At 69.7% G+C, this 24763-nt stretch carries 21 protein-coding genes; 9 read left to right on the forward strand and 12 right to left on the reverse strand.

The window, feature by feature from the left end:
* Nucleotides 1-43 precede the first annotated feature (43 nt).
* The 3 genes from ACW5DW_RS09240 to ACW5DW_RS09250 form a co-directional block, all read right to left on the reverse strand.
* Nucleotides 44-1075 (reverse strand): alpha-ketoacid dehydrogenase subunit beta, encoded by a 1032-nt coding sequence (locus tag ACW5DW_RS09240; RefSeq protein ID WP_457018541.1) that lies wholly within the window; start codon nt 1073-1075, stop codon nt 44-46.
* Nucleotides 1072-2151, reverse strand: coding sequence for a pyruvate dehydrogenase (acetyl-transferring) E1 component subunit alpha (pdhA, locus tag ACW5DW_RS09245; protein WP_457018542.1), 1080 nt, complete (start codon nt 2149-2151; stop codon nt 1072-1074). The genes ACW5DW_RS09240 and pdhA overlap by 4 nt, the downstream gene beginning before the upstream one ends.
* Nucleotides 2152-2378: 227 nt before the next feature.
* Complete coding sequence (locus tag ACW5DW_RS09250; RefSeq protein WP_457018543.1) at nt 2379-5951, reverse strand: Calx-beta domain-containing protein; 3573 nt, start codon at nt 5949-5951, stop codon at nt 2379-2381.
* Nucleotides 5952-6075: 124 nt separating this feature from the next.
* On the opposite strand from ACW5DW_RS09250, the gene ACW5DW_RS09255 reads away from it, so the two are divergent.
* The 4 genes from ACW5DW_RS09255 to ACW5DW_RS09270 all read left to right on the forward strand — a co-directional run bounded on the left by ACW5DW_RS09255 (nt 6076) and on the right by ACW5DW_RS09270 (nt 11150).
* On the forward strand, nt 6076-6936 hold the full coding sequence (locus ACW5DW_RS09255; RefSeq protein ID WP_457018544.1) for a tryptophan 2,3-dioxygenase: 861 nt from the start codon (nt 6076-6078) through the stop codon (nt 6934-6936).
* 12 nt (nt 6937-6948) lie between these two features.
* On the forward strand, nt 6949-7602 hold the full coding sequence (locus ACW5DW_RS09260) for an energy-coupling factor ABC transporter permease (RefSeq protein ID WP_457018545.1): 654 nt from the start codon (nt 6949-6951) through the stop codon (nt 7600-7602).
* 76 nt (nt 7603-7678) lie between these two features.
* Nucleotides 7679-9268 (forward strand): AbgT family transporter, encoded by a 1590-nt coding sequence (locus tag ACW5DW_RS09265; protein ID WP_457018546.1) that lies wholly within the window; start codon nt 7679-7681, stop codon nt 9266-9268.
* 304 nt (nt 9269-9572) lie between these two features.
* On the forward strand, nt 9573-11150 hold the full coding sequence (locus ACW5DW_RS09270; RefSeq protein WP_457018547.1) for a peptide MFS transporter: 1578 nt from the start codon (nt 9573-9575) through the stop codon (nt 11148-11150).
* Between the two features lie 40 nt (nt 11151-11190).
* Here the strand turns inward: ACW5DW_RS09270 and ACW5DW_RS09275 are convergent, their stop codons facing one another.
* Complete coding sequence (locus tag ACW5DW_RS09275; protein WP_457018548.1) at nt 11191-11670, reverse strand: MarR family winged helix-turn-helix transcriptional regulator; 480 nt, start codon at nt 11668-11670, stop codon at nt 11191-11193.
* Between the two features lie 95 nt (nt 11671-11765).
* Here ACW5DW_RS09275 and hppD point away from each other — a divergent pair, with 95 nt between their 5' ends.
* The 4 genes from hppD (at nt 11766) to ACW5DW_RS09295 (ending at nt 16085) form a co-directional block, all read left to right on the forward strand.
* Nucleotides 11766-12878: a 4-hydroxyphenylpyruvate dioxygenase gene (gene hppD, locus ACW5DW_RS09280; protein ID WP_457018549.1), complete on the forward strand. Its 1113-nt coding sequence runs from the start codon at nt 11766-11768 to the stop codon at nt 12876-12878.
* Between the two features lie 180 nt (nt 12879-13058).
* Nucleotides 13059-14336 carry a homogentisate 1,2-dioxygenase gene (gene hmgA / locus ACW5DW_RS09285; protein WP_457018854.1) on the forward strand — a complete coding sequence of 426 codons (1278 nt, stop codon included), beginning with the start codon at nt 13059-13061 and terminating at the stop codon, nt 14334-14336.
* A gap of 90 nt (nt 14337-14426) precedes the next feature.
* Entirely contained in the window at nt 14427-15086 is a 660-nt protein-coding gene (locus tag ACW5DW_RS09290) for a hypothetical protein (RefSeq protein ID WP_457018550.1), read from the forward strand.
* Between the two features lie 54 nt (nt 15087-15140).
* Nucleotides 15141-16085: a sodium:calcium antiporter gene (locus ACW5DW_RS09295; protein ID WP_457018855.1), complete on the forward strand. Its 945-nt coding sequence runs from the start codon at nt 15141-15143 to the stop codon at nt 16083-16085.
* 245 nt (nt 16086-16330) lie between these two features.
* Here the strand turns inward: ACW5DW_RS09295 and mnhG are convergent, their stop codons facing one another.
* From mnhG to ACW5DW_RS09325, 6 genes are read right to left on the reverse strand one after another with little or no spacing between them, the layout of a single operon-like run.
* The gene (gene mnhG, locus ACW5DW_RS09300) at nt 16331-16738 is read right to left on the reverse strand and encodes a monovalent cation/H(+) antiporter subunit G (RefSeq protein ID WP_457018551.1); all 408 of its coding nucleotides are present in this window, start codon (nt 16736-16738) and stop codon (nt 16331-16333) included.
* Nucleotides 16735-17013: a K+/H+ antiporter subunit F gene (locus ACW5DW_RS09305; RefSeq protein WP_457018552.1), complete on the reverse strand. Its 279-nt coding sequence runs from the start codon at nt 17011-17013 to the stop codon at nt 16735-16737. The genes mnhG and ACW5DW_RS09305 overlap by 4 nt, the downstream gene beginning before the upstream one ends.
* Complete coding sequence (locus ACW5DW_RS09310; protein WP_457018553.1) at nt 17010-17498, reverse strand: Na+/H+ antiporter subunit E; 489 nt, start codon at nt 17496-17498, stop codon at nt 17010-17012. The genes ACW5DW_RS09305 and ACW5DW_RS09310 overlap by 4 nt, the downstream gene beginning before the upstream one ends.
* A gap of 10 nt (nt 17499-17508) precedes the next feature.
* Entirely contained in the window at nt 17509-19044 is a 1536-nt protein-coding gene (locus ACW5DW_RS09315) for a monovalent cation/H+ antiporter subunit D (RefSeq protein ID WP_457018554.1), read from the reverse strand.
* Nucleotides 19044-19433: a Na+/H+ antiporter subunit C gene (locus ACW5DW_RS09320; protein WP_457018555.1), complete on the reverse strand. Its 390-nt coding sequence runs from the start codon at nt 19431-19433 to the stop codon at nt 19044-19046. Before ACW5DW_RS09320 ends, ACW5DW_RS09315 begins: the two co-directional genes overlap by 1 nt.
* Nucleotides 19433-22216: a monovalent cation/H+ antiporter subunit A gene (locus ACW5DW_RS09325; protein WP_457018556.1), complete on the reverse strand. Its 2784-nt coding sequence runs from the start codon at nt 22214-22216 to the stop codon at nt 19433-19435. The genes ACW5DW_RS09320 and ACW5DW_RS09325 overlap by 1 nt, the downstream gene beginning before the upstream one ends.
* Nucleotides 22217-22419: 203 nt before the next feature.
* Here ACW5DW_RS09325 and ACW5DW_RS09330 point away from each other — a divergent pair, with 203 nt between their 5' ends.
* Entirely contained in the window at nt 22420-23337 is a 918-nt protein-coding gene (locus ACW5DW_RS09330) for an NAD-dependent epimerase/dehydratase family protein (protein WP_457018557.1), read from the forward strand.
* Here ACW5DW_RS09330 and ACW5DW_RS09335 read toward each other — a convergent pair.
* Both ACW5DW_RS09335 and ACW5DW_RS09340 read right to left on the reverse strand, forming a co-directional pair.
* Nucleotides 23321-24232: a DMT family transporter gene (locus ACW5DW_RS09335; RefSeq protein ID WP_457018558.1), complete on the reverse strand. Its 912-nt coding sequence runs from the start codon at nt 24230-24232 to the stop codon at nt 23321-23323. The two genes, ACW5DW_RS09330 and ACW5DW_RS09335, sit on opposite strands and share 17 nt — an antisense overlap.
* A gap of 4 nt (nt 24233-24236) precedes the next feature.
* The gene (locus ACW5DW_RS09340; protein WP_457018559.1) at nt 24237-24734 is read right to left on the reverse strand and encodes an Mpo1 family 2-hydroxy fatty acid dioxygenase; all 498 of its coding nucleotides are present in this window, start codon (nt 24732-24734) and stop codon (nt 24237-24239) included.
* Between the last annotated feature and the right edge of the window lie 29 nt (nt 24735-24763).

Genomic DNA, 24763 nt, shown 5'->3' on the forward strand with positions numbered 1-24763 from the left:
GCGCGCTGCGCGCCGCCAGCGGCCGTCGCATGTCGAACGCGGCTCAGCCCGCGGCCAGCGTGCGCTTCGCCGCCTCGACCACGCGTGCGGTGGACGGCATGTACTTCATCTCCAGGCGGAACAGCGGCATGTGCGTGTCGTAGCCGGTGACGCGTTCGACCGGCGCGACCAGGTCGTACATCGAGTGCTCGGCCAGGCGCGCGGCGATCTCGGCGCCGAAGCCGGCGGTGCGCGGGGCCTCGTGCACGATCACGCAGCGGCCGGTCTTGGCCACCGATTCGGCGATGGTGGCGAAGTCCAGCGGCTTGAGCGTGGCCACGTCGATGACCTCGGCGCTGATGCCTTCGGCCTCGAGTTGCTCGGCGGCTTCCAGCGCTTCCTTGACCTGCGCGCCCCAGGTCACCAGGGTGACGTCGCTGCCGTCGCGCAGCACGTAGCACACGTCCAGCGGCAGCGCCTCGCCGTCGTCGGGCACCACTTCCTTGTACTGGCGATAGATGCGCTTGGGCTCGTAGTAGATCACCGGGTCCGGCTCGCGGATCGCCGCCAGCAGCAGGCCGTAGGCGCGTGCCGGCGACGACGGCAGCACCACGCGCAGGCCGGGCACGTTGGTGAACAACGCCTCGTTGGCCTCGCTGTGGTGCTCGGGCGCGCGGATGCCGCCGCCCCAGGGCACGCGCAGCACCATCGGGCAGGTGATGCGACCGCGGGTGCGGTACCGGAAGCGCGCGGCGTGGCAGATGATGTGGTCGAGCATCGGATAGACGAAGCCGTCGAACTGGGCCTCGGCCACCGGCTTCATGCCCATCGCGGCCATGCCGACGGTGAGGCCGGCAATGGTGGTTTCGTCCAGCGGCGTGTCGAGCACGCGCATCTCGCCAAACTGCTGCTGCAGGCCGGCGGTCGCGCGGAACACGCCGCCGTTCACGCCCACGTCCTCGCCCAGCACCACCACCGATTCGTCGTGGCGCATCTCCCAGGCAAGCGCCTGGGTGACGGCTTCGATCAGGGTGATCGGCTTGGCGGTCGCGGCGCCGCTGGCGTCTCCGCCGACCGGGTTGGCCTCGGCCTTCATGCCCGTCCCTCCAGCGCCAGCAGCTGCGCGCGCTGTTCGAGGATGTCGGGCGGCGGGTCGGCGTAGAGGTAGTCGAACATCACTTCCGGCGGCTGCGTCTTCGTTTCGAGGTAGGCGTTGATTTCCACGTCGATCAGACGCGTGCATTCGGCGATCCAGTCCTTTTCCTGCGCCTCGTCCCACAGGCCCTGGGCGCTGAGCCAGGTGCGCAGCCGCGTCATCGGATCGCGCGTCCAGGCGTCCTTGACCTCGGCTTCGTCGCGATAGCGGCGCGCGTCGTCGGCGGTGGTGTGGTCGTGCAGGCGGTAGGTGAGGAACTCGATCACGGTTCCGCCTTCGCCATTGCGCGCACGCTCCATGGCACGGCGCATGCCCTCGAGCACGGCGAACAGGTCGTTGCCGTCCACCTGCAGGCAGTGCAGGCCGCCGGCCAGGCCCTTCTGCGCCAGCGTCTGCGCGCCGGTCTGCGCGCTGCGCGGCACCGAGATCGCCCAGCCGTTGTTGATGATGCACTGGACGAAGGGCAGGGTGTAGGCACCGGCGGAATTGATCGCGGCGTAGGTATCGGTCTTGGAGCTGCCGCCGTCGCCGCAGCAGGTCACGGCCACGCGCTTCTCGCCGCGCAGCTTGAACGCCAGCGCCGCGCCGGCGGCGTGCAGGCACTGGGTGGCGATCGGCACGCACCAGGGGAAGTCGTGGCGCGCGGGCTCGTTGGCGTAATCGTTGCCGCGCTCGTCGCCGCCCCAGTACAGCAGGATCTCGCGCAGCTGCACGCCGCGCATGATCTGCGCGCCGTACTCGCGGTAGCTCGGCGCCAGCACATCCTCCGGGCGCATCGCCGCGCCGATCCCGATCTGGGTGGCCTCGTGGCCCAGCGCGGGCGCGTAGGTGCCCAGCTTGCCGGTGCGCTGCAGCGCGACGGCCTTGCCGTCGAAGGTGCGGAGGAACAGCATCTGCCTGAACAGCGCCAGCAGCTCATCCTTCGGCGGCAGATCCCGCGGCAGTTCGGCGACCAGCTGTCCGTCCGGGTCGAGGTACTGCAGGTACTCGATCTCGAAGCGTGCGGCAACGGTCATTCACGTCCATCCGGTGAGTATTGGACGGCGAATGATAAGGGTCCTTTCGTAGGAAACCGTTGCGCAATGCGGCAATGCGCGGGCGAATGCGGTGTGTGCCGACGCAGGATGGCGCTGCGCTGGATCGCGTTGCGGCGGCGGCCCCCACCCCAGCCCTCCTCCGCTTGCGGGGGAGGGCTGGGGTGGGGGCCGGGCCGCGAAGCGCCTTGGAATTCCCGTTCCTGCCGTCAATCCGTGAACGATGCGCGCAGCGACACATTCGTGAACGCGCGCACGCCCACCAGCTTCACGAACCAGGTTCCGGGCGCGGGCGCCGTGATCGCCACGGTTTCGTTGTTGCCGGGCCGCTGTGAGCGTCCGTCGAAATCAGCGCCGGTGGGAATGCGCTCGTGGGCCAGGTACAGGCTCACGTCGCCGCTGCCGCCGTAGCTGAGCACGCGCAGGCTGCGTGCGCCGACCGGCACTTCGATGCGGTAGACGAGCTCGTCGCCAGCCGCGCCGGCCTGTCCACCCACCGGGACGCCGTTCTCCAGCACCGGCACGCCCGCGTAAGGGTCGACCACGAGCACTGCGGCGCTGGCGTCGTTGTTGCCCGGCTCCGGATCCTCGGTCTGTGCGGTGGCCGCAGCCGCCAGCGTCAGCTGCGCACCCTGCAGCGCCTCCGGCGCGGTCGCGGCGAGTGCGAACACCGCCTCGGCATCGGCCTCCAGTGATGGGGCATTGCACGCCACCGTGGTGGTGGTGCCGGCGATCTCCGGTGCGTCGCAGCTCCAGCCTGCGGGCGCGGCGACCACCAGGTCGGGCAGGGCCGCGTCGAACACGAAGCCTGCGCCCGGGAAATCAGCGGTGTCGGGCCCGGCGTTTGCGACCACCGCCGAGAACTCCGCCAGCGCCCCGGCGGCAACGGTCGGGGCAAGTGACTCGGCCTCGATCGACAGGTCGGCGAAACGCAGCGCCGCCAGACGCACCAGCAGCACGGTGGGGTCGTGGTCGGACAGCCGCGCCGGCGTGCCGTCCTCGTTGCGCGCGAGTTCGGGGAAGTCGGCGCTGATGCGCGCGTGGCTGAGCTCCAGCCCGGCGACCAGCGACGATTCCACCAGCGCATCGTTGACCAGCACATGGTCGAGCGACTGCGCCTGGTAGTCGAACACGAACGAGTAGCGGTCGGCCGGTTCCGCGAGCAGGGTGAGGTTGTACAGGTCCGGCTCGACCAGGTCGACGCCGTCGCCGTCGACCGCAGTCGTCGCGTCCGGCGCGGGCAGGCCCGTGATCGTGCCGAGCGCGTCGACAAGGCCGTCGTTGAACTCGAAGGCATTGAAATCGCCCATCACCACGATGTTGCGCGCGGCATCGGCGCCCTGCATGCCCTGCACGATCGCGGCCAGCGAATCGGCCTGCGCCTGGCGCTTGGCGCGCACGCGCTGGCCGAGGGTGAGCCAGCCGTTGCTGCCGGCTTCGTCGCTGTCGACGTCGTTGAGCGAGCGCTGGTGCACGACGATCGCGGTGAACGGCCAGCTGCGGCCGTCGCCGAAATGGACGATACCGTCGAGCGACAGCGGCGGCCGGTCGTTGAGCAGGCTGGTGCTGCCGTCGGGATTGGCCAGCAGCTCGCCGGGGCCGTGCTGGGCCAGGCCCAGCACCTCGACGCGCGCCGTGCCGGCCGCGACGTCCGATGCTTTCACCAGGAAGCCCACGTCGATGCCGCCGACGTCGTTGCCTTCCAGCAGGTGCGCGCTGTAGCCCGGGTCCGGATCACCGTCCGTGATCGCATCGGCGTTGATGCGGGATGCCAGCGCCTGCAGCGTGGTGAGGTTCTCGACTTCGGTCAGGCCCAGCACGTCTGGCGTGTGCAGGTAGCCGCGGATCGCCAGCGAGGCCTTGGCCAGGCGCCGTTCGAAGGCCGCGGCGGTGAGTACCGGCTCGCCGATCGCCGGGTCATTGCTGTCGTCGAAGAAGCGCTCGATGTTCCAGGTGGCGAAGCTCGCGTCGTCTGCTGTCGGCAGGCGCGATGGCCGCGGCAGCCCGGTGCCGCTGCAGTCGATGATGAGCGCGCCTTCGGGGTGGATGGTGTAGCGGCGGAAGGTGTAGTCGAGCGGACCGACCAGCGAACCGTCGGTGATCAGGCAGCCCGTCGCCACGTTGGCCGCCGGCGCGCCGATGGTGGTGCTGTTGACTGCGATCAGCTCGGGATTGAAGTCCCAGCGCGGAATATCCGTGGCGCTGCTGCCGAGCGGATCGGGGTTGGGCACCGGAATGCCCGGCTCGCGGAACGGGCGCGGCGTGCCGGTCACCACCACCGCGAAGCGGCCGTTGCTGGTGGCAGTGGCCTGGGCCTCGTTGACGTTGCCGCCGGTGGGCGCGACCACGGTGGCGCTGGGCACCACCACGCGCATGGCTTCAAGGTGTTCGAGCTGGGCGAGCCCGTCATCGGCATTGGGTAGGCCGAGCGTCAGCGCCACCGGCGCGGGCAGGGCGTGGCCGGCCGAGAGCGCGGTCACGCTGGCGTTGACGATCTCGGTCAGCGGCAGCTGGTGCGGGTCTGCCGCCGGGATGAACTCGTCCACCGTGCCCTGCACCAGCACGCGGTTGCCGACCGCAGCCGCTTCGGACGGCGTGGTCGAGGTGAACACGAAGATGCCCTCGGAGGTCGCCGGATTGCCGTCGTCCTCGCCGTCGGGCGTCTGCAGGAAGAAGCCGTTGTTCTTGCGGCCGGTGACGATACCGGTGGTGGCCACCGCCATGCCGTTGTAGGGCGAGTGCTGGCCGTCGCCCTGGATGGCGGAGATCGCGACCGTGGTGACGTCATCGTTGAGGATGGTGCCGATGCCCTGGGCGTCGGCGAGCTCGGCGCCGACGGGATTGGACAACTCGACGCTGAAGCTCTCGTCCGGCTCGTTGGCGGTGTCGCCGATCACCGCGACGCTGATCGTCACCGAGCTTGCGCCCTCGGCGATGCCCACGGTGCCGCTGGCGGCGCTGTAGTCGTTGTCGGCCGTGGTCGCGGTGCCGTCGGCGGTGTTGTAGTCCACGCTCACGCCGCCCGTGCCGGCCGGCTGGTTGAGGCTGATGGTGAAGAAGAACGGCGTGGTGCCGGCATCGCCCTCGGCGGCGCTGGTGTCGCTGATGCTGGCGAAAGGCGTGCCGCCGCCGCCACAGGGCGCGGGCGGGGTGGCGCCGTTGCGGGGTGCGGGCGCGGCGCTGCCGAAGTCGGCGGCGTTGTGGTTGCTGTCGACGCAGCCGTTGTCGGCGCGAAACGCGGCGCTGGCGTTGTTGAGCGCTGGCGCCGTGCCGGCGCCTTCGAAGAAGTTGGCGCCGCCGAAGCCGACCAGGTCCAGGATCAGCGCCAGCTGCGCCGGCGTGCACGGCGTGCTTCCCCCGTTGCAGCCCAGCGAAGATGGCGAATCGACCAGCGCGACCTTGCCCGCGCTGCCGGACATGTTGATGGTGCCGGTCGCGTCCGGCGCCGGCAGCGGGCCACCGTTTGCGCCACCGGCGAGGCCGACCAGGAAGTAGCGCCCGGGCTGCAGCGTGACCGCGGGCAGGACCACGATCTGGCCACTGCCCGCGCCGAGGTTGCCGGTGCCGGTAGCGCTGGCGTACTGCAGCGACAGGCCCGACAGCGGCACTGCCTCGCTGCCGCGGTTGAACAGTTCGACGAAATCGCTGCTGTAGGGCGCGCCGCTGTTGCCGCCGCCGCCATAGACCTGGCTGACCACGACCTGCGCCTGCAGCGGCGCGGCGCACAGCACGCCGCACAGGACCAGCGCCGGCAGCAGCCGGGAAATGAGCCGATTGACCACGGGTACGCTCCTTCGAATCCGTTCCTCGCGGAACGGGTGGCCGGCCCCCCTGGCAGGCGCGATTGTGCACCCTGCGGATGTCGTCTGCATGACGCCGCGCAGCGCCGTGCGCTACCCTCGCGCGATGGCCATCGAACATAACGAACGTCCGCTCGAGGACGGCATCCACACCGATCTCGACGGCAGGATCACCTACGCAGGCTACCTCCGGCTCGACCGGCTGCTGGACGCGCAGCAGCCGCTGAGCGACCCGGCGCACCACGACGAGATGCTGTTCATCGTCCAGCACCAGGTCTCGGAGCTGTGGCTGAAGCTGATCATCCACGAGCTGGGCGCGGCGATCGCGTTCCTGCGCCGCGACCAGGTCTGGCAATGCCAGAAGGTGATCGCGCGCTGCAAGCAGGTGCTGCGCCAGCTGACCGAGCAGTGGTCGGTGCTGGAGACGCTCACGCCTTCGGAATACATGGAGTTCCGCGACGTGCTGGGCCCGTCGTCGGGCTTCCAGTCGCTGCAGTACCGCATGGTCGAGTTCCTGCTGGGCAACAAGAACACGGCGATGCTCAAGGTGTTCGCCCACGATCCGGCCGGGCAGGCGCGGTTGCGCGAGGCGCTCGATGCGCCCGGGCTGTACGACGAGTTCCTGATGTACCTCGCCCGTTGGGGACACGCGGTGCCGGCGCAGCACCTGCAGCGCGACTGGTCGCGCCCGCACGTGCGCGACGAGGCGCTGCTGCCGGTGTTCGAGGCGATCTACGAAGGCACCGGCCGCTACTGGCGCGAGTACGCGCTGTGCGAGGACCTGGTGGATCTTGAGACGCAGTTCCAGCTGTGGCGCTTCCGCCACATGCGCACGGTGATGCGGATCATCGGCTTCAAGCGCGGCACCGGTGGCTCGTCGGGCGTGGGCTTCCTGAAGCAGGCGCTGGACCTGACCTTCTTCCCTGAGCTGTTCGACGTGCGCACGCACATCGGGCCGGGGCGCTGAGCGCGCAAGCCCATGGACGCCACGCTGTCAGGCTGGGCGCTGTGGCCGGCGTGGCTGGTCGCTGCACTGGTGCTGGCGCGCACCACCCCGGGGCTGCGCCGGCATCTCGCCGACGCCGATGAGAAGGCGCGCCGGATCCTGATCGCCGCAACGCTCGCGCTCGCGGCGATGCGCTGGTTCAACACCGCCGCGCTGCAGGGCGTGATGCTGCACTTCCTCGGCGCGACCATCGCCACGCTGCTGTTCGGGGCTGGCACCGCCTGCTGGGTGATGGCGCTGGTGAGCCTGGCGGGACTGCTGATGGGCGCGGCCTGGCACGGATGGGCGATGGATTTCTTGGCCACCGGGGCGCTGCCGGTGGCGGTGAGCGCGGTCGTGTCGTGGGCGGCGCGCACCTGGCTGCCGCGCAACGTCTTCACCTACGTGATGCTCAACGCGTTCGCCGGCGCGGCGGTGGCGATGGCCGCTTCGATGCTGGCCAAGACGGCGGTCACCGCGTGGCTGGGCGGTCGTGCGCTGGAGGCCTACCTGGTGGCCACGCCGATGCTGATGTTCGCCGAAGCCTTCTTCGCCGGCGGGGTGATGGTGCTGGTGGTGGTCTATCGCCCGCACTGGTGCCGCAGCTTCGACGATCGCGCCTACCTGTGGCCGGAGCAGCGGATGTAGCTGGCCCGGGCGCGGGCGCGCGCGCCGGCCGGATGCACTAGCATCTGCCGCCTCGCCTGCCACTGGATCCCGCCTGATGAGTGATCAGCGCCCCGAACCCGCCCCGCCCAGCCGCGGCATCTCATCGCGCATCCTCGACAGCGTCGAGCGCGTCGGCAACCGGCTTCCCGACCCGGCCGCGCTGTTCCTGATCCTGATGCTGCTGGTGTGGGCGCTGTCGTGGCTGCTGTCGGGCGTGGAGTTCAGCGCGCTGCATCCGGCGACCGGTGAGCCGATCCGCATCGTCAACCTGCTGTCGGGCGATTCGCTGGTCGCGTTCATGGCCAACCTCTACCGCGTGTTCATGGCCTTCGCGCCGCTGGGCGTGGTGCTGACCGCGATGCTGGGCCTTGGCGTGGCCGAGCACACCGGCTACATCAACGCCGCGCTGCGGCGGATGCTGTCGATCACGCCCAAGGCGCTGTTGACCCCGGCCCTGGTGGCGGTGGCGGTGCTGAGCCACGTCGCGGTCGATGCGGGCTACGTGCTGGTGATCCCGCTGGGCGGGGTGATCTTCTACGCCGCCGGGCGGCATCCGCTGGCCGGCATCGCAGCCGCGTTCTGCGGCGTATCGGGCGGGTTTTCGGCGACGCTGCTGGTGCCCTCGTCGCTGGATCCGCTGCTGGCGAGCTTCACCCAGGAGGCCGGGCGCATCATCGACCCGGCGCTGATCGTGAACCCGCTCAACAACTGGATTTTCACCACTGTCTCGAGCGCGCTGATCATCGCCATCGGCTGGTTCGTCACCGACCGCGTCATCGAACCGCGGCTGGCGCGCACCCCAGTCGACGGCGACACGAAGGAGCTGCCGACGATGGCGCCGCTCACCGACGCCGAGCGCCGCGGGCTGCTGTGGGCGACGCTGGCGATGCTGGCCGCGCTGGCGCTGTTCGCGCTGAGCCTGTGGCCCGAAACCTCGCCCTGGCGCGCGCCGGCCGACACGCCCGCGGTGGCCGCTGGCGGCAACGCGCTGCTGGTCGCGCAGGCGCCGGTGATGCAGTCGATCGTGGCGCTGATCTTCATCCTGTTCCTGCTGCCCGGCGTCGTCTACGGCTACGTCGCCGGCACCGTCAAGAGCCACCGCGACATCATCGCGGCGATGAGCAAGTCCATGGCCGGCATGGCGTACTACATCGTCATCGCCTTCTTCATCGCGCAGTTCCTGGCCGGTTTCAACGGGTCGGGCCTGGGCACGCTGATGGCGGTGGAGGGCGCCGAACTGCTCGAGTCGATGGGCCTGCCGATGTGGGCGACGATCATCGGCCTGATCGTGATGACCGGCGTGGTCAACCTGTTCATCGGTTCGGCCTCGGCCAAGTGGGCGCTGCTGGCGCCGATCATGGTGCCGCTGATGATGCAGCTGGGGGTCTCGCCCGACCTCACCCAGGCCGCGTACCGCGTCGGCGACTCGATGACCACGATCATCACCCCGCTGATGCCGTACTTCCCGCTGATCGTGGTGTTCTGCCAGCGCTACGTGACCTCGGCCGGCATCGGCACCCTGGCCTCGCTGATGCTGCCGTACTCGCTGGCGCTGTCGGTGCTGTGGACGGCCCTGCTGCTGGCGTTCTGGGGCCTGGGCGTGCCGCTGGGGATCGGTGCCAGCTACGGGTATCCGGCCGGCTGACCCGTCGCATCAGGCGCCGTCGATGGCTGGCCGCTGCGGGCGCGCCGCCGCCGCTGCGGCCGCTTGGCGCCCGGCGTGTGCGTCGCCCCCGGATTGCGCGGGGATCGCGCCCGAACGCGTCTGTGCAGGGTCGGATGGCCGGAGATCGGCTCCAGATCGGCGCAGTTCCGGACTCGGGTGATCCGGACTTCAAATGGAATGGTCGCCGCCCGCGGCTTTCCATCGCAGGGCCCGGCGGGCTAAGTTACGCGCCTCGCGGCCGCCGCCAGGCGCCGTGGTCCTTCCTTCCCAGGAGTCGCCTTCCGTGTCCACCAATCCGCATGCCGTCGAGGCGGGCAAGACCATCCTCGGCCACCCGCGAGGCCTGTTCGTCCTGTTCTTCGCCGAGATGTGGGAGCGCTTTTCCTACTACGGCATGCGCGCGCTGCTGATCTTCTACCTCGTCCAGCACTGGATGTTCTCCGACGGCGAGGCCTCGGTGATCTACGGTGCCTATACCGCGCTGGTGTATATCGCGCCGGTGGTGGGCGGTTATCTCGCCGACCGCTACCTGGGGCAACGCAAGGCGGTGCTGTTCGGTGCGGTGCTGCTGACCTTCGGCCATTTCCTGATGGCGTTCGAAGGCACCGGTGGCCAGGGCGCGGCCGAGATCAACATCTTCTGGCTGGCGCTGTCGTTCATCATCGTCGGCTCGGGCTTCCTCAAGGCCAACATCTCGGTGATGGTCGGCCAGCTGTACCCGCGCACCGACATCCGGCGCGACCCGGCGTACACGATCTTCTACATGGGCATCAACCTGGGCGCGATGCTCGGTTCGCTGATCGCCGGCTACCTGGGCCAGACCTACGGCTGGAAGTACGGCTTCGGCGCCGCCGGCGTCGGCATGCTGCTGGGCCTGGTGGTGTTCATCATTGGCAAGCCGATGCTGATGGGGCGCGGCGAGCCGCGTGATCCGCAGCGGCTTGCGGCGCCGCTGTTCGGCATCCGCTTCGAGTGGCTGCTCTACGTCCTCAGCTTCCTGACCGTGGGCCTGGTGTGGTGGATGATCCAGCACCAGAAGCTGGTCGGCTTCCTGCTGGGTGGCGCCGGCCTGATCCTGGTCTGCTACGTGCTCTACAAGGCGGTGTTCTCGATGCAGCGCGAGGAGCGCAACCGGATCTTCGCCGCGATGTACCTGATCATCGGCTCGATCCTGTTCTGGGCGCTGTTCGAGCAGGCCGGCGCGTCGCTGAACCTGTTCACCGACCGCTCGGTCGACCGCAACATCCTCGGCTGGGAAGTCCCGGCCTCGATGTTCCAGTCGCTCAACTCGATCTACATCGTCTGCCTCGCGCCGCTGTTCGCGATGATGTGGCTGGCATTGGCCAGGCGTGGCCTCGAGCCGTCCACGCCGGCCAAGTTCGCCATCGGCGTGGTGCTGGTGGGCGCGGGCTTCCTGGCCCTGGTCGCCGGCGCCAATGCGTCGACCGTGGGCGCGACCCCGGTGATCTTCATCTTCGTGATCTACCTGATCCACACCCTCGGCGAGCTGTGCCTGTCGCCGGTCGGCCTGTCGGCGATGAACCGGCTGACGCCGGCGCACATGGCCAGCCTGATCATGGGCACCTGGTTCTTCGCCTCGGCCACCGGCAACTTCGCCGCGGGCCTGATCTCGGCCGCCACTGGCGGCGAGGGCGCGGGCCCGGAGAAGGTGCTGGAGGTCTACTCCAACGTCGGCTGGCTGGCGGTCGGAGTGGGCGTGGCCATGCTGTTCATCGCGCCGCTGATCCGCAGGCTGATGCACCTGGACACCCTGTGCGACGACAGCGAACTGGCCGGGCAGGCGGAACTCGCCGAACCGGCGGCCGCGGGCGTGGACATCGGCAAGGAAACCCGGCCCTGAGGACGGGGTGGCGCGCTCAGGCGCGCCGCCCGGACTGCGCTCAGATGTGGCGCAGCATCTCGTCCATGCCGTCGCCGGCGAGCTTGTCGATCAGCCGCGACAGCGTCGCGCGCTCGTCTTCCGACAGCGGCTCGAGCAGGTGGCGCTCGCAGGTCAGGGTCATCGGCGCGACCTCGTCGTACACCGAATAGCCGGCCTCCGAGAGCGTCAGCACCGAGCGGCGGCGGTCGTCGCCGTGGATGTCGCGCTTGAGCAGTTCGCGCTCGAGCAGGCGCGCGACCGCGCGGCTGACCGCGACCTTGTCCATCGCGGTGCGCTCGGTCACCTCGCGTGCGGACAGCCCGGGGTAGCGGCCAAGCACGGCCATGACCCGCCATTCGGTGATCGCTAGGCCGAAGCGGCGGTGGTATTCGCTGGAGATCGCGTTGCTGACCCGGTTGGACAGCACGCTGAGACGGTAGGGCAGGAAGCGCTCCAGATCGAGGATCGCATGTTCCTGTGAGATTGCTGCGTCGGACATGATGCACTGCACCTTGCTGTTGGTTGCGCCTGAAACTGTAAGATGGGCGACCGACACACAGGCCCAGTGCCCTCCCCCCAGAGAGGATTATCACAATGACAACGCAGTCACAAACCGCCCCGGTCCAGCCGGGCATGCAGGTGACCACGTTCGAGAACCCGATGGGCATTGATGGCTTCGAGTTCGTCGAGTATGCCGCGCCCGCCGGCCAGGCCGGGCAACTGCACGACTACTTCCGCAAGCTCGGCTTCGTCCAGGTCGCGCGCCACCGTACCCGCCCGATCACCACCTACCGGCAGGGCAACTGCACCTTCCTGATCAACGAGGATCCCGATTCCTTCGCCGCGCGCTTTGCCGCGAAGCACGGCCCCAGCGCCTGCGGCTTCGCGATCCGCTTCAGCAAGCTCGCCGAGTGGGTGCGCGTGCAGGCGCTGAAGAACGGCGCCGAGGAGTTCGATGCCGCCGACGAGATCAGCAAGGCCGTGGCCGCGCCGGTGATCAAGGGCATCGGCGGCTGCATGCTGTACCTGGTCGACCGCTACGATGAGCGCGGCACCATCCACGACCCGGACTACGAGATCCTGCCCGACGCGGAACTGATGCCCGAGGGCTTCGGCCTGACCTTCATCGACCACCTCACCCACAACCTCTACCAGGGGAACATGGCGAAGTGGTCGGACTACTACGAGCGGCTGTTCAACTTCCGCGAGATCCGCTATTTCGACATCAAGGGCGCCAAGACCGGTCTGTTGTCCAAGGCGATGACCGCACCCGATGGCATGGTGCGCATCCCGCTCAACGAGTCGAGCGATCCCAAGAGCCAGATCAACGAATACCTCGACACCTACCAGGGCGAGGGCATCCAGCACATCGCCTGCTTCACCGACGACATCTACGAGACGGTGGAGCGGATGCGTGCGCAGGGCGTCGAGTTCCTCGATACGCCGGACAGCTATTTCGATGTGATCGACCAGCGCATTCCCGAGCACGGCGAGGACGTGGCGCGGCTGCGTCGCAACGCGATCCTGATCGATGCCGACCCGGAAACCAAACAGCGCAAGCTGCTGCAGATCTTCACCACCAACGCACTGGGCCCGATCTTCTTCGAGATCATCCAGCGCAAGGGCAACGAAGGCTTCGGCGAGGGCAACTTCCAGGCGCTGTTCGAGAGCATCGAGCGCGACCAGATGAAGCGCGGGGTGCTGTAGGGCTTTGCCGCGGATGACGCGGATTCACACGGATAGGGCAGGCTGTTCACGGCGATCCTTGCCCGATCCGCGTCATCCGCGTGAATCCGAGGCAAAAGGATTTTTCTGGCCGCATCATCAGGTTCAACTCGCGGCCGAGTGACGCGTTCTGTGTTTCCGGGAGACACCGTGGACGGATACATGTCGGGCTTTGGCAACGAATTCGCGACCGAGGCGATCGCGGGCACCCTGCCGGTGGGGCGCAATTCGCCGCAGAAGGTGGCGCACGGGCTGTATGCCGAGCAGCTGACCGGCAGCGCGTTCACCGCGCCGCGCGGCAGCAACCGGCGCAGCTGGCTGTACCGGATCCGGCCGGCGGCGATGCACGGGCGCTTCGAGCCGTTCGCGCAGCCGCGTTTCCACGACCGCTTCGGCGAGGCACCGGTGTCGCCGGACCAGATGCGCTGGAACCCGCTGCCGATGCCCGAGGCGCCGACCGATTTCGTCGAAGGCCTGTACACCGTCGCCGGCAACGGCGGCAGCGATGCGCACGCGGGCGTCGGTATCCACCTGTACGCGGCCAACACCGCGATGCGCGGACGCTACTTCTACAGCGCCGATGGAGAGCTGGTGATCGTGCCGCAGCAGGGCCGGCTGCACATCATCACCGAGCTGGGCGTGATCGACCTGGAGCCACAGGAGATCGCGGTGGTCCCGCGCGGCGTGCGCTTCCGCGTCGAGCTGCCTGACGGGCCCTCGCGCGGCTATGTCTGCGAGAATTTCGGCGCCCTGTTGCGCCTGCCGGACCTGGGGCCGATCGGTTCCAATGGCCTGGCCAACCCGCGCGACTTCCTGACGCCGGTGGCGGCCTGGGAGGACCTCGAGGGCGGCTTCGAGCTGATCGCCAAGTTCAACGGCCACCTGTGGCACGCGCCGATCGGCCATTCGCCGCTGGACGTGGTCGGCTGGCACGGCAACTACGCGCCCTACAAGTACGACCTGCGGCGCTTCAACGCGATCGGCTCGATCAGCTTTGACCATCCCGATCCGAGCATCTTCCTGGTGCTGACCGCGCCGACCGACACGCCTGGCGTGGGCAACCTGGACTTCGCGATCTTCCCGCCGCGCTGGCTGGTGCAGCAGGACACGTTCCGCCCGCCATGGTTCCACCGCAACGTGGCCAGCGAGTTCATGGGCCTGATCCATGGCGTGTACGACGCCAAGGCCGAGGGCTTCGCGCCGGGCGGCTGCTCGCTGCACAACTGCATGACCGGGCACGGACCGGACGCGGCCACCTTCGACAAGGCCTCGACCGCGGACCTGTCGAAGCCGGACGTGATCGAAGGCACGATGGCCTTCATGTTCGAGACGCGCGGCGTGCTCAAGCCCACCCGCCAGGCGAGCGGCGCGGCGCACCGGCAGCGCGATTACCAGGCCTGCTGGGCGGGGCTGGGCAAGCACTTCTCGCCGCCGGGCTGAGGGGCTCGGCGCGCACTGTCGAGCCTCGTCACCGTCGCGCTCACGCCCCCCATGACATGCTCGCGCCTCCGCACCGATCCCGGAGGTTCCATGCGCCTGCAGGCCCCCTTGCTGGCTCTTGCCGTGGCGGCACTTGTCGCCTGCGGCAGCCAGCGCGACGATGCCGACACCGCTCCGCCCACCGTCGACGCCATACCGGCACCTGCGCCGTCGGCGCCCGCTGACGCGTCGAGCGGCTTGCCCGCATCCGCAGGCGGCCAGGCCTCCGGCTCGCTGCGCGTCGACGCACCGGCCGAAGGCACGATCGGATTCGCCGGCTTCGGCCCGGCGCAGTTCGGCGCCAGCGCCGAAGCCGTGCGCCAGGCCTGGGGCGGCGACCTTGGCGATGCGCAACCGGCCGAGCCCGGCGGCTGCCACTACCTGATCCCGCAGCCGCTCGGCAGCGAGGGTTACCGTACCGCCTTCATGATCGAGGGCGACCGCTTCGTGCGCGTGGACGTGCGCGACGCCGGCGTCACCGCGCCCGGTGGCGCCAAGCTCGGCATGAGCGGCGACGAGGTGCGCGCGCTGTACGAGGGGCGCGTGGAGGAGCAGCCCCACAAGTACGACCCCGAGGGCAAGGTGCTGCGCGTGTCCGCGCCCGACGGCGGCGACGGCGTGCTCGTGCTGGAACTCGATGCCGCCGGTCGCGTGGACGAGTGGCGCGTAGGCGTGCCGCCGCAGGTGGACTATGTCGAAGGCTGTTCGTGACCGTAACCGCGGCTCCGGCATAATCGCGGCACTTCGCAGGCGGGGGACGTGACGATGGCCGGTGCGCTGTTCTACTTCGCGGCAGGCATCGCCCTGCTGGCGCTGGGTGGCGATTCGCTGGTCAAGGCCTCGCTCGGCCTGGCGCGGCGCACGGGCATCTCGCCGTTCACCACGGGGCTGCTGCTGGTGGCCTTCGCGACTTCGGTGCCGGAGCTCGCGGTCAACCTGCGCGCGATGGCCATTGGCGACCACGCGCTCGCGCTGGGCAATGCGATCGGCAGCAACATCGTCAACTTCGGATTGACCCTGGGCGCGGCCGCGCTGTGCGCGCCGCTGGTGATCCGCTGGAAGGCGCTGCCCTCGCCGCTGGTGTGCCTGGTGGTGGCAACCCTGGCGACGATCCTGCTGGGCCAGGACGGCTACCTCACGCGCCTGGATGGGGCGGTGCTGGTCGCCGCGTTCGTGGCGGTGCTGGGTTTTGCCTGGTACTTCGGCCGGCGCCAGCCCGAGCTGCGCGCCGAATTCGCCGGCTTCGCCGAAACGCGCACGCCGCCTGCGTTCAACCTGGTGCGCCTGGTGATCGCGATCGCCCTGCTGTGGTTCGGCGCGAAGTGGGTGGTGCAGGGCGCGCTGGACATGCGTCCGCTGCTGGGCATGGACTCGCTGCTGGTCGGCCTGCTGCCGGTCGCGATCGGCACGGCGCTGCCCGAAGTGGCTGCCGCGATCGCGGCGGCGCGACGCGGCCAGGGCGACCTCGTCGCCGGCCACGTGATCGGCTCGAGCCTGGTCAACCTGCTGCTCGTGGTCGGCGGTATGGCCCTGGTGCGCGACGTGCCCGTGCCGGCCTCGTTCCTGCGTTTCGAGCTGCCGGCGGCGCTGGTGTTCGCCGCGCTGCTGCTGCCCATGCTGCGCGGCACCCTGCAGGTCAGCCGCGCCGAGGGCGCGGTGTTGCTGCTGGCGTTCGCGGCGTGGGTGGGGTTCGAACTGGCGATGACCTGAGGCGCTGGGCTGGGCGCCTGAAGCACGCGTCGTCGTCGACCGCTACTTTTGTCATTTCGACCGAAGGGAGAGGCGCTTTACAACGGCGAAGCCGGTCAATCTCGGGCGGTTGCATGGCGATCTGGCAGCACGAGCACTGCCTGACGTCCCGGGTGGAAAACAGATTTCTCCCTGCGGTCGAAATGACAGGCAGGGACGAGGCGGCCGGAGACACGCGTGACCTGCGTTACCGGGCCGGTACGCCCTCAGCCGTCGTCGCGGCCTTCCTCCAGCTCGCGCGCCTTCTGCTCGGCGCGTTCGTCGGCATCGTCGCGGATGTGGCCCTCGGGCTCGGTGCTGGTCGACGGCGCCTCGGGGCGCTTGTCCATCAGCGACAGCGCCGCGCGCGACATCAGGTGCGCGGCCACCGGCGCGGTCAGGAACAGGAACACCGTGATCAGCAGTTCGCGTGGATGCAGGCCGGTGCCGTGTATCGAACGATGCAGCACCGAGGCGGCCAGGATGCAGCCCACGCCCAGGGTGCTGGCCTTGGTCGGGCCGTGGATGCGGTGGAAGAAGCTGGTCAGCTTGACCAGGGCGAAGCTGCCCAGGAACACGAAGAAGCAGCCCACGCCCAGCAGCACCAGGGTCAGGATGTCGATCGTGAGCCTCATTCGACGATGTCCCGGCGGATCACGTACTTGCTCAGCACCACGGTGCCGAAGAAGCCGAGCATCGCGATGATCAACGCGATCTCGAAGTAGACCTCGGTCTCGTCGAGCATGCCCAGCAGCACCACCTCGGCGATGGTGGCCACGTACAGCGTGTCCAGCGCGAGGATGCGGTCGGGCGCGGTCGGCCCGCGCACCAGCCGCCACAGCGCCAGCAGCATCGCCAGGCCCACCACGACCATGCCGCCGCCGATCACCATGTTCATCAGGTCGATCATGGGAAGATCCGGCGCAGTGGCGCTTCGTAGCGTTGCTTGATCTCGTCGATCATCTGCTGCGGGTCCTCCACGTGCAGGCAGTGCACCAGCAGGTGCTTGCGGTCGTTGGAGAGTGCGGCGGTCAGCGTGCCCGGCGTCAGCGTGATCACGCTAGTCAGGGCGGAGATGCCGTGGATGTTGGTCAGCTCCAGCGGGATCCAGATGAAGCCCGGCTTCAGCCGCGCCTCCGGCCCCAACACCTGTCGGGCCACCGTGACGTTGGCCACCAGCACGTCCCACAGCAGCTGCAGGCCAAGCGGGATCAGGATCCAGGCCTCGCCCATGCGTGCGAACTCGCGCTCCAGGCGCGCGGCGATCTGCGGCATCAGCCACGCCAGGATGGCCGCCATCAGCAGCGTGCCCGCGCTGGTGCGCTCGGCCATCAGCCACCAGAACGCGAACACGGTGACGCTCTGCGGGATCGACGGGAATATGCGGCTCAGCATCTCCGGCTCCTCATGGCGCGCGCACCTGCGGCGTGGTGGCGCGCACTTCGCGCACGTAGTCGGCCGGCGACAGCAGCTGCTCGGCCGCGGCCGTGGTGTAGCGCATGACCGGCGCCGGCGCCAGCCCCATCACCACGCCATAGCCCAGCAGCAGCACGGTCGCACCGATCTCCAGCGCGCCCACCTTGGGCATGTCGGACGGCGCGGCGGGGCGCGCGGGCTCGTCCTCGCCGGTGCGCCAGAACAGGCGCGTGCCGGTGCGGCTGAGCCCGATCAGCGCCAGCAGGCTGCTGCCCAGCACCGTCGTGTAGACCCAGCCCGTCTCGTCGGCCGGCACCGCGCCCAGCATCATGAACTTGCCGATGAAGCCCGACAGCGGCGGCAGGCCGATCAGCGACAGTGCGGCCACCATGTACAGCAATCCGGTCAGGCGCGGCATCGGCGGCGCGGTGGGCAGCACGCGATCGCCTGCGCGGCCGCGCTCGCGCTGCACGATGTGCGCGATCAGGAACATCGCCGCCGCCGCGAAGCAGCTGTGCGGCAGGTAGTACAGGCCGGCTGCGATCGTGCCCGGTTGCGCCAGCGAGAACGCCACGAACAGCGTGCCCGACGACATCAGCACCAGGTAGGCAGCGCCGATGCGCAGGCGCAGCGCGCCGACCACGCCAAGGCTGCCGAGCAGCATCGTCGCCATGCCCAGCACCAGCAGTGGTTCCTGCCCGAACCCGGCCAGCGGGCCGGTGCCCTCGCCGAACATCAGCGAGCTCACGCGCAGCAGCGCGTACAGGCCGACCTTGGTCATGATCACGAACAGCGCGGCCACCGCCGCCGGCGCGCGCGCGTAGGCGTCGGGCAGCCACAGGTACATCGGCAGCAGTGCGGCCTTGGCGCAGAACACCACCAGCAGCAGGCCCAGCGCGACCCGCACCAGCGCCGCGTCCTCGGGCGCGACTTCAGCCACGCGCACCGCCAGCTCGGCCATGTTGAGCGTACCCAGCAGGCCGTAGATCAGGCCCAGCGCGATCAGGAACAGGGTCGATGCGGCGATGTTGAACACCGCGTAGTGCATGCCCGCGGCAATGCGCTCGCCGCGCGCGCCCGACAGCAGCAGACCGTAGGAGGCGATCAGCATCACCTCGAAGAACACGAACAGGTTGAAGATGTCGCCGGTCAGGAACGCGCCGTTGAGCCCGGCCAGCTGGATCTGGAACAGCGCGTGGAAGTGCAGGGCGCGCCGGTCCCAGCCGGCGCAGGCGTACATCAGCGCCGGGATTGCCAGCAGCGTGGTGGTGAGCACCATCAGCGCGCTGAGCCGGTCGAGCATCAGCACGATGCCCAGCCGCGCGGGCCAGTCGCCCATCAGGTAGACCTGGATGCGGCCTTCGTCGGCCTGCGCCAGCAGCGCCAGCGACGCCGCCAGCAGCAGCGCCATGCCGACCCACGCGCCGGTGCGCAGCACGCGCACGTCGTGGCGGCGCTCGAACAGCAGCAGGATCGCGCCCGAGACCAGCGGCAGCAGGATCGGCGCCAGGACCAGGTGCTGCATCATGCGCGGCGGCTCCGCTCGCCGTCGGCATCGCCCGGAGGCGGCGCCTGTTCCGGCTCGCGTCCGTCGACGTGGTCGCTGCGCAGGTCGGCGTGGTTGCGCATCGCCACCACCACCACCACCGCGGTCATCGCGAAGGCAATCACGATCGCGGTCAGCACCAGCGCCTGCGGCAGCGGGTCGGTGTAGTACTCGGGGATCGCCTCGACCGCCGCCCGCAGCACCGGCGGCTTGCCGGTCACCAGCCGCCCGGCCGAGAAGATCAGCAGGTTGGTGGCATACGACAGCAGGGTCAGCCCCAGGATCACGTCGAAGGTGCGGGCCCGCAGCAGCAGGTACACCCCGGACGCGACCAGCACGCCGATAGCGCTGGCCATCGCGAATTCCATCAGCCTGCCTCCTCGGCCGCCAGGGTGCGCCGCCGCACCGTGCCCATCGTCGAAAGGATCAGCAGCGCGCCGGCAAACACCACCACGTACACGCCGGTGTCGAACACCAGCGCGCTGGCCAGCGGCAGCTTGCCGATCAGCGGCAGCACCGGTTCGATGTGGCCGCTGGTCAGGAACGGCAGCCCGAACAGCAGCGAGCCCAGCCCCCCGGCCGCGGCCAGCAGCAGGCCCAGCGAGATGCCGCGCACGTAGTCGAAGCCGAAGGTCGACTCGACCGCGCGCGCGCCCTGCAGCACGTACTTGATCAGCACCGGCACCGCGATCGCCAGGCCGGCGATGAAGCCGCCGCCGGGCGCGTTGTGGCCGCGCAGGAACAGATAGATCGACACGGTGAGCGCCAGCGGGAACAGCAGCTGGGTGAGATCGGCCGGGATCGGCAGCTGCACCGGCGGGCCGGGCATGATTTCGTCCGGCCGCAGTCGCGCCCAGCGCAGCATCGCGTGCACCACCAGCGCGGCCACCGCGAACACGGTGATCTCGCCGAAGGTATCGAAGCCGCGGAAGTCGACCAGGATCACGTTGACCACGTTGGAGCCGTAGGCTTCCGGCAGCGCGCGGGCCAGCATCTCGGCCGAGACCGTGTCGCCCGGATCGCGGACCAGCATCGCGTAGGCCAGCCCCGCGCAGCCGATGCCGGCCACCGCCGAGATCAGCGCATCGCGCCAGCGCCGGAACGGCGTGCGCGCCTGCTTCGACTGCTTGGGCAGGTAGTTGAGCGCCATCATCATCAGCCCGACGGTCACCATCTCCACCAGCAGCTGGGTGAGTGCCAGATCGGGCGCCGACAGCATCGCGAAGGCGACGCTGACCATCAGGCCGACCGCGCCGATCACGATCAGCGCGGTCAGGCGCTTGCCGTGCCAGGACACGATGGCCAGGGTCGAAACCACCAGCACCGCCCACAGGATCCAGCCCAGCAACGGCATCGGCTGCGGCCCGGGCAGGTCGACCAACAGCGCGGCCTCCTTGCCGACGAAGGGCGTCGCGCCGACCACCAGCACCACCACGATCATCCAGAACAGGCTGCGGCGGATGCCGCCGGCCGCCACCCGCCCGGTGAAGCGCCAGGCGGCGTTGAACAGCTTCTCGACATTGACGTGGTACAGGTGCCGCCCCCAGGTGCGCAGCAGTGCGTCGTGCACCGTGAACAGCCGGCGCAGCGCGAAGTAGAACAGCAGGCCGCCCAGTACACCGGCGATGCTCATCGCCAGCGGCAGGTTCCAGCCGTGCCACACCGCCAGCGAGAACTCCGGCGCGGCCGTGCCGAGCGTGCCGGCCACGGCGGTCTTCAACACCGGTCCGATCACCAGCGCGGGCAGGATGCCGACCGCCAGGCACAGCGCCACCAGGATCGCGACTGGCACCTGCATCCACACCGGCGGTTCGTGGGGCTCCAGCGGCAGCGCACGCGGGCCGCGCCCGAAGAAGGCGTCGTGCACGAAGCGCAGGCTGTAGGCCACGCCGAACACGCCGTACAGCAGTGCGGCGATGCTGATCGCGATGCGGAAGATATTGCGCTCGCCGGCCTGCAATGCCTCGGCGAAGAACATCTCCTTGGACAGGAAGCCGTTGAGCAGCGGGATGCCCGCCATCGCCAGCGAGGCCACGATCGCAAGGGCCGCGGTATACGGCATGTACCTGCGCAGGTTGCCCAGCCGGCGCAGGTCGCGGGTGCCGCATTCGTGGTCGATGATGCCCGCGGCCATGAACAGCGAGGCCTTGAACGTGGCGTGGTTGATGATGTGGAACACGCCGGCCACCACCGCCATCGGCGTGGACAGGCCGAACAGCAGGGTGATCAGGCCCAGGTGCGAGATGGTGGAATACGCCAGCAGGCCCTTGAGGTCATGCTGGAAGATCGCGTACCAGGCGCCGACCAGCAGGGTGATCGCGCCGACGCTCGAGACCACGTAGAAGAACAGGTCGGTGCCGGCCAGCGCCGGATGCAGCCGTGCCAGCAGGAACACGCCGGCCTTCACCATCGTCGCCGAGTGCAGGTAGGCCGACACCGGCGTCGGCGCCGCCATCGCCTGCGGCAGCCAGAAGTGCAGCGGGAACTGCGCGCTCTTGGTGAACACGCCGGCCAGCACCAGCGCCAGGATCGCCGGGTACAGCGTGCTGGCGCGGATCGCATCGCCCGAGGCCAGCACCACGTCCAGCTCGTAGCTGCCGGTGACCCGGCCGATCAGCAGCACGCCGCCCAGCAGCGCGAGCCCGCCCATGCCGGTGATGGTCAGCGCCATGCGCGCGCCCTGGCGGGCATCCTGGCGGCCGGTCCAGAAGCCGATCAGCAGGAACGAGCTGATGCTGGTCAGCTCCCAGAACACCACCAGCAGCAGCATGTTGTGCGCCAGCACCACGCCCAGCATGGCGCCCATGAACAGCATCAGGTAACCGAAGAAGCGCGAGGCGCTGTCCTCCTCGGCCAGGTAGTAGTGCGCGTACAGCACGATCAGCGCGCCAATGCCCAGCACCAGGCCGGCGAACATCCAGGCCAGGCCGTCCAGGTGCAGCGACAGCGCCAGCCCGCCCTCCGGCAGCCAGCCCAGACTCGACTGCAGGGGCGCACCATCCATCACCGTCGGCGTCAGCCAGGCCAGCACGCCCAGGCCCAGCAGCGGTGCGGCCGCCGCCAGCCAGGCGACGGTCCGGCGCGAGGCGCCGCGGGCCAGGGCAATGGCCAGCGCCGCCGCAAAAGGCAGGGCGAGGAGGAACAGCAGCATCCAGGGTCCGGTGAAAGCGGGAGGACCGCACGGCCTGGCGCCGCGGGTCGGCCGCCGAGTTTAACCGACGGTTCGCGGCCGTCGGCCGCTGACCGGCGCGCGCGGGCGCCGCGGCGGCGGCGAGCGTACATCCGGCCGTGACCGCTGCTGCGGCCGGGGTCGCGTTGCCGACCTCCGCTGCATTCGGGCCGTATCCTTCCCGCATGGCCGACCATGCCCCGCATGCATCGCAATTCCCGGAAGCCGGCGCCGCGCGCCCGCCGGTGGCGCTGGTCTTCGGCGGCAGCGGCCAGATCGGCCGGCCGCTGCTGAGGCGATTGTCAGAAGCAGGCTGGGTGGTGCTGGCACTGTCGCGGGAGGCGCAACCCGCGCTTCCCGGCGTGCGCTGGCAGGTGGGCGAGCTGGCGGCAACGGGCCCGCTGCCGCCGGCGGTCGACGTGATCCTCAGCTGCGGACCGCTCGATGGTTTTGCACAGTGGTTGGCGCGGGTCGCGCCCGACTGCAGGCGCGTGATCGCATTCGGTTCCACCAGCGTCGAGGTCAAGCGCGACTCGGCCGACGCCGCCGAACGCGACGTGGCGGCACGGCTGCGTGCGGCGGAGGAGACCCTGTTCGCGGCCGCCGCGGCCCGCGACGCGCACGCCACCGTGCTGCGCCCGACCCTGGTCTACGGCGCCGGCCGCGATGCCACCCTCACCCGGATCGCCGCGCTCGCCCGCCGCCTGCACGGCTTCGCCCTGCCGCGCGATGCCTGCGGGCTGCGCCAGCCGGTGCACGTGGACGATCTTGCCGCCGCCGCCATCGCCTGCCTCGACGTCGCGACCACGCACGGCCACGCCTACGCCCTGCCCGGCGGCGAAACCATGGCCTATCGCGACATGGTGGCGCGGGTGCTGGCCTCGCTGCCGGAGCGGCCGCGCCTGTGGACCCTGCCGCCGCCGCTGTTCCGCATGCTGCTGGCGCCGGCGCGGCTGGCCGGGATGGCGTCGGGCTTCGGCGATGCGGCGCTGGCGCGGATGCGCGAGGACCTGGCCTTCGATGACGGCCCGGCACGGCGCGACTTCGGCTACGCGCCGCGCGCCTTCGCCCCGACCGCCGCGATGTTCACACCTCCGGCGTGACTTCGGCCACCGGCGGCCGCGCCTTTTGCAGGGTGCGGATGGCGATCACCAATACCCCGCCCAGCACCATCGCCCCGCCGATCCACAGCGCAGGCCCCGGCCGATCGCCCCAGAACACGATGCCCAGCAGCACCGCGAACACCGGGGTGAGCAGCAGGTAGGGCGTCACCTGCGCCACCGGATGGCGCTGCACCAGCCAGAAAAACAGCCCGTGCCCGAGCACGGACGCAAACACCGCCGCGTACAGCGCGCCACCCCAGCCCACCCACGTGGCCTCGCGCAGCGCCGCGAACCCGTCCGGCTCGAACACCGCGCTGATCGCCAGCAGCGGCAGCAGGCTCAGCGCCGCGGTCCAGCCCTGCTGGTCGACCACGCCCACGCCGCTCAGTCGCCGCATCAGCACCGTGCCGATCGCCACCATCAGCGACGAGAACAGCATCACCACCAGCGCCAGCGGCTGGTCGAGCACCATCGGATCGAAGCCCAGCACCAGCACCCCGGCAAAACTCAGGGTGATGCCCAGCGCCGTGCGCCAGGCGAAACGCTCCCCCAGCCACCACCACGCCAGCAGCATCGCCATCGGCACATAGGTCTGGGTGACGATGGCGGGCGATGACAGGTTGCCGGCCAGCTTGAGCGCCAGGAAGCTGGTACCGAAGTGCAGTACGCCTGTGAACAGCGCGATCCCGGCCAGCCGCGGCCACTGCGAGCGCGGCGGCGGACGCATGAACGCGCCCAGCAACAGCACCACGATGGCCATGCGCAGCGCGGTGAACAGGAATGGCGGAATCTCCTGCAGCGCGTGCGCCGAGGTCAGGAAATTGAACGCCCAGCACAGGCAGATCAGCAGCGCCAGCGCCAGGTCGCGCCCGCGCAGACCGGCGCCGGCGGTCATGGGGTCACCAGCGCAGGCCGAGCCGGCGATACAGCTTCGACAGCACCCAGGCCGGGCCGATCAGCAGGTAGCGCAGGTCGGTGAAGAAGCTCGGCTTCCTGCCTTCCAGCAGCTTGCTGTGGCCGACGAACTGCGCGATCCACGCCACCACGAACACGCCCACCGCCAGCCACAGCAGAAAGCGGGTGCCCTGCATGCGCTCGATCCAGAAGCTCAGCCACAGCATCGCCACGAACACCGCGAGCATGCCGAAGCCGATCGGGCGCGAGGCGCGGAAATAGAACATCCAGGCAGCGAAGCAGGCCAGCCCTGCCCACAGCCCGGAGCGGAACCCGCTTTCGGCCGGCACCGGGATGCACCACAGCAGCGCGATCACGCTCCACAGGATCAGCGGCACCGCGAACACGTGGATCCACTGGTTGGCGTGGTTGCGGTGGTCGCCCGAATAGCTGTCGAACCAGCGGTCGATGGGGCGGTCGGATTCACCGTTGATCGCGCTCATGAACGCTCCCTTGCGAGGCTTGTCGGCAG

This window comes from Luteimonas sp. A482 (genome assembly GCF_054072655.1).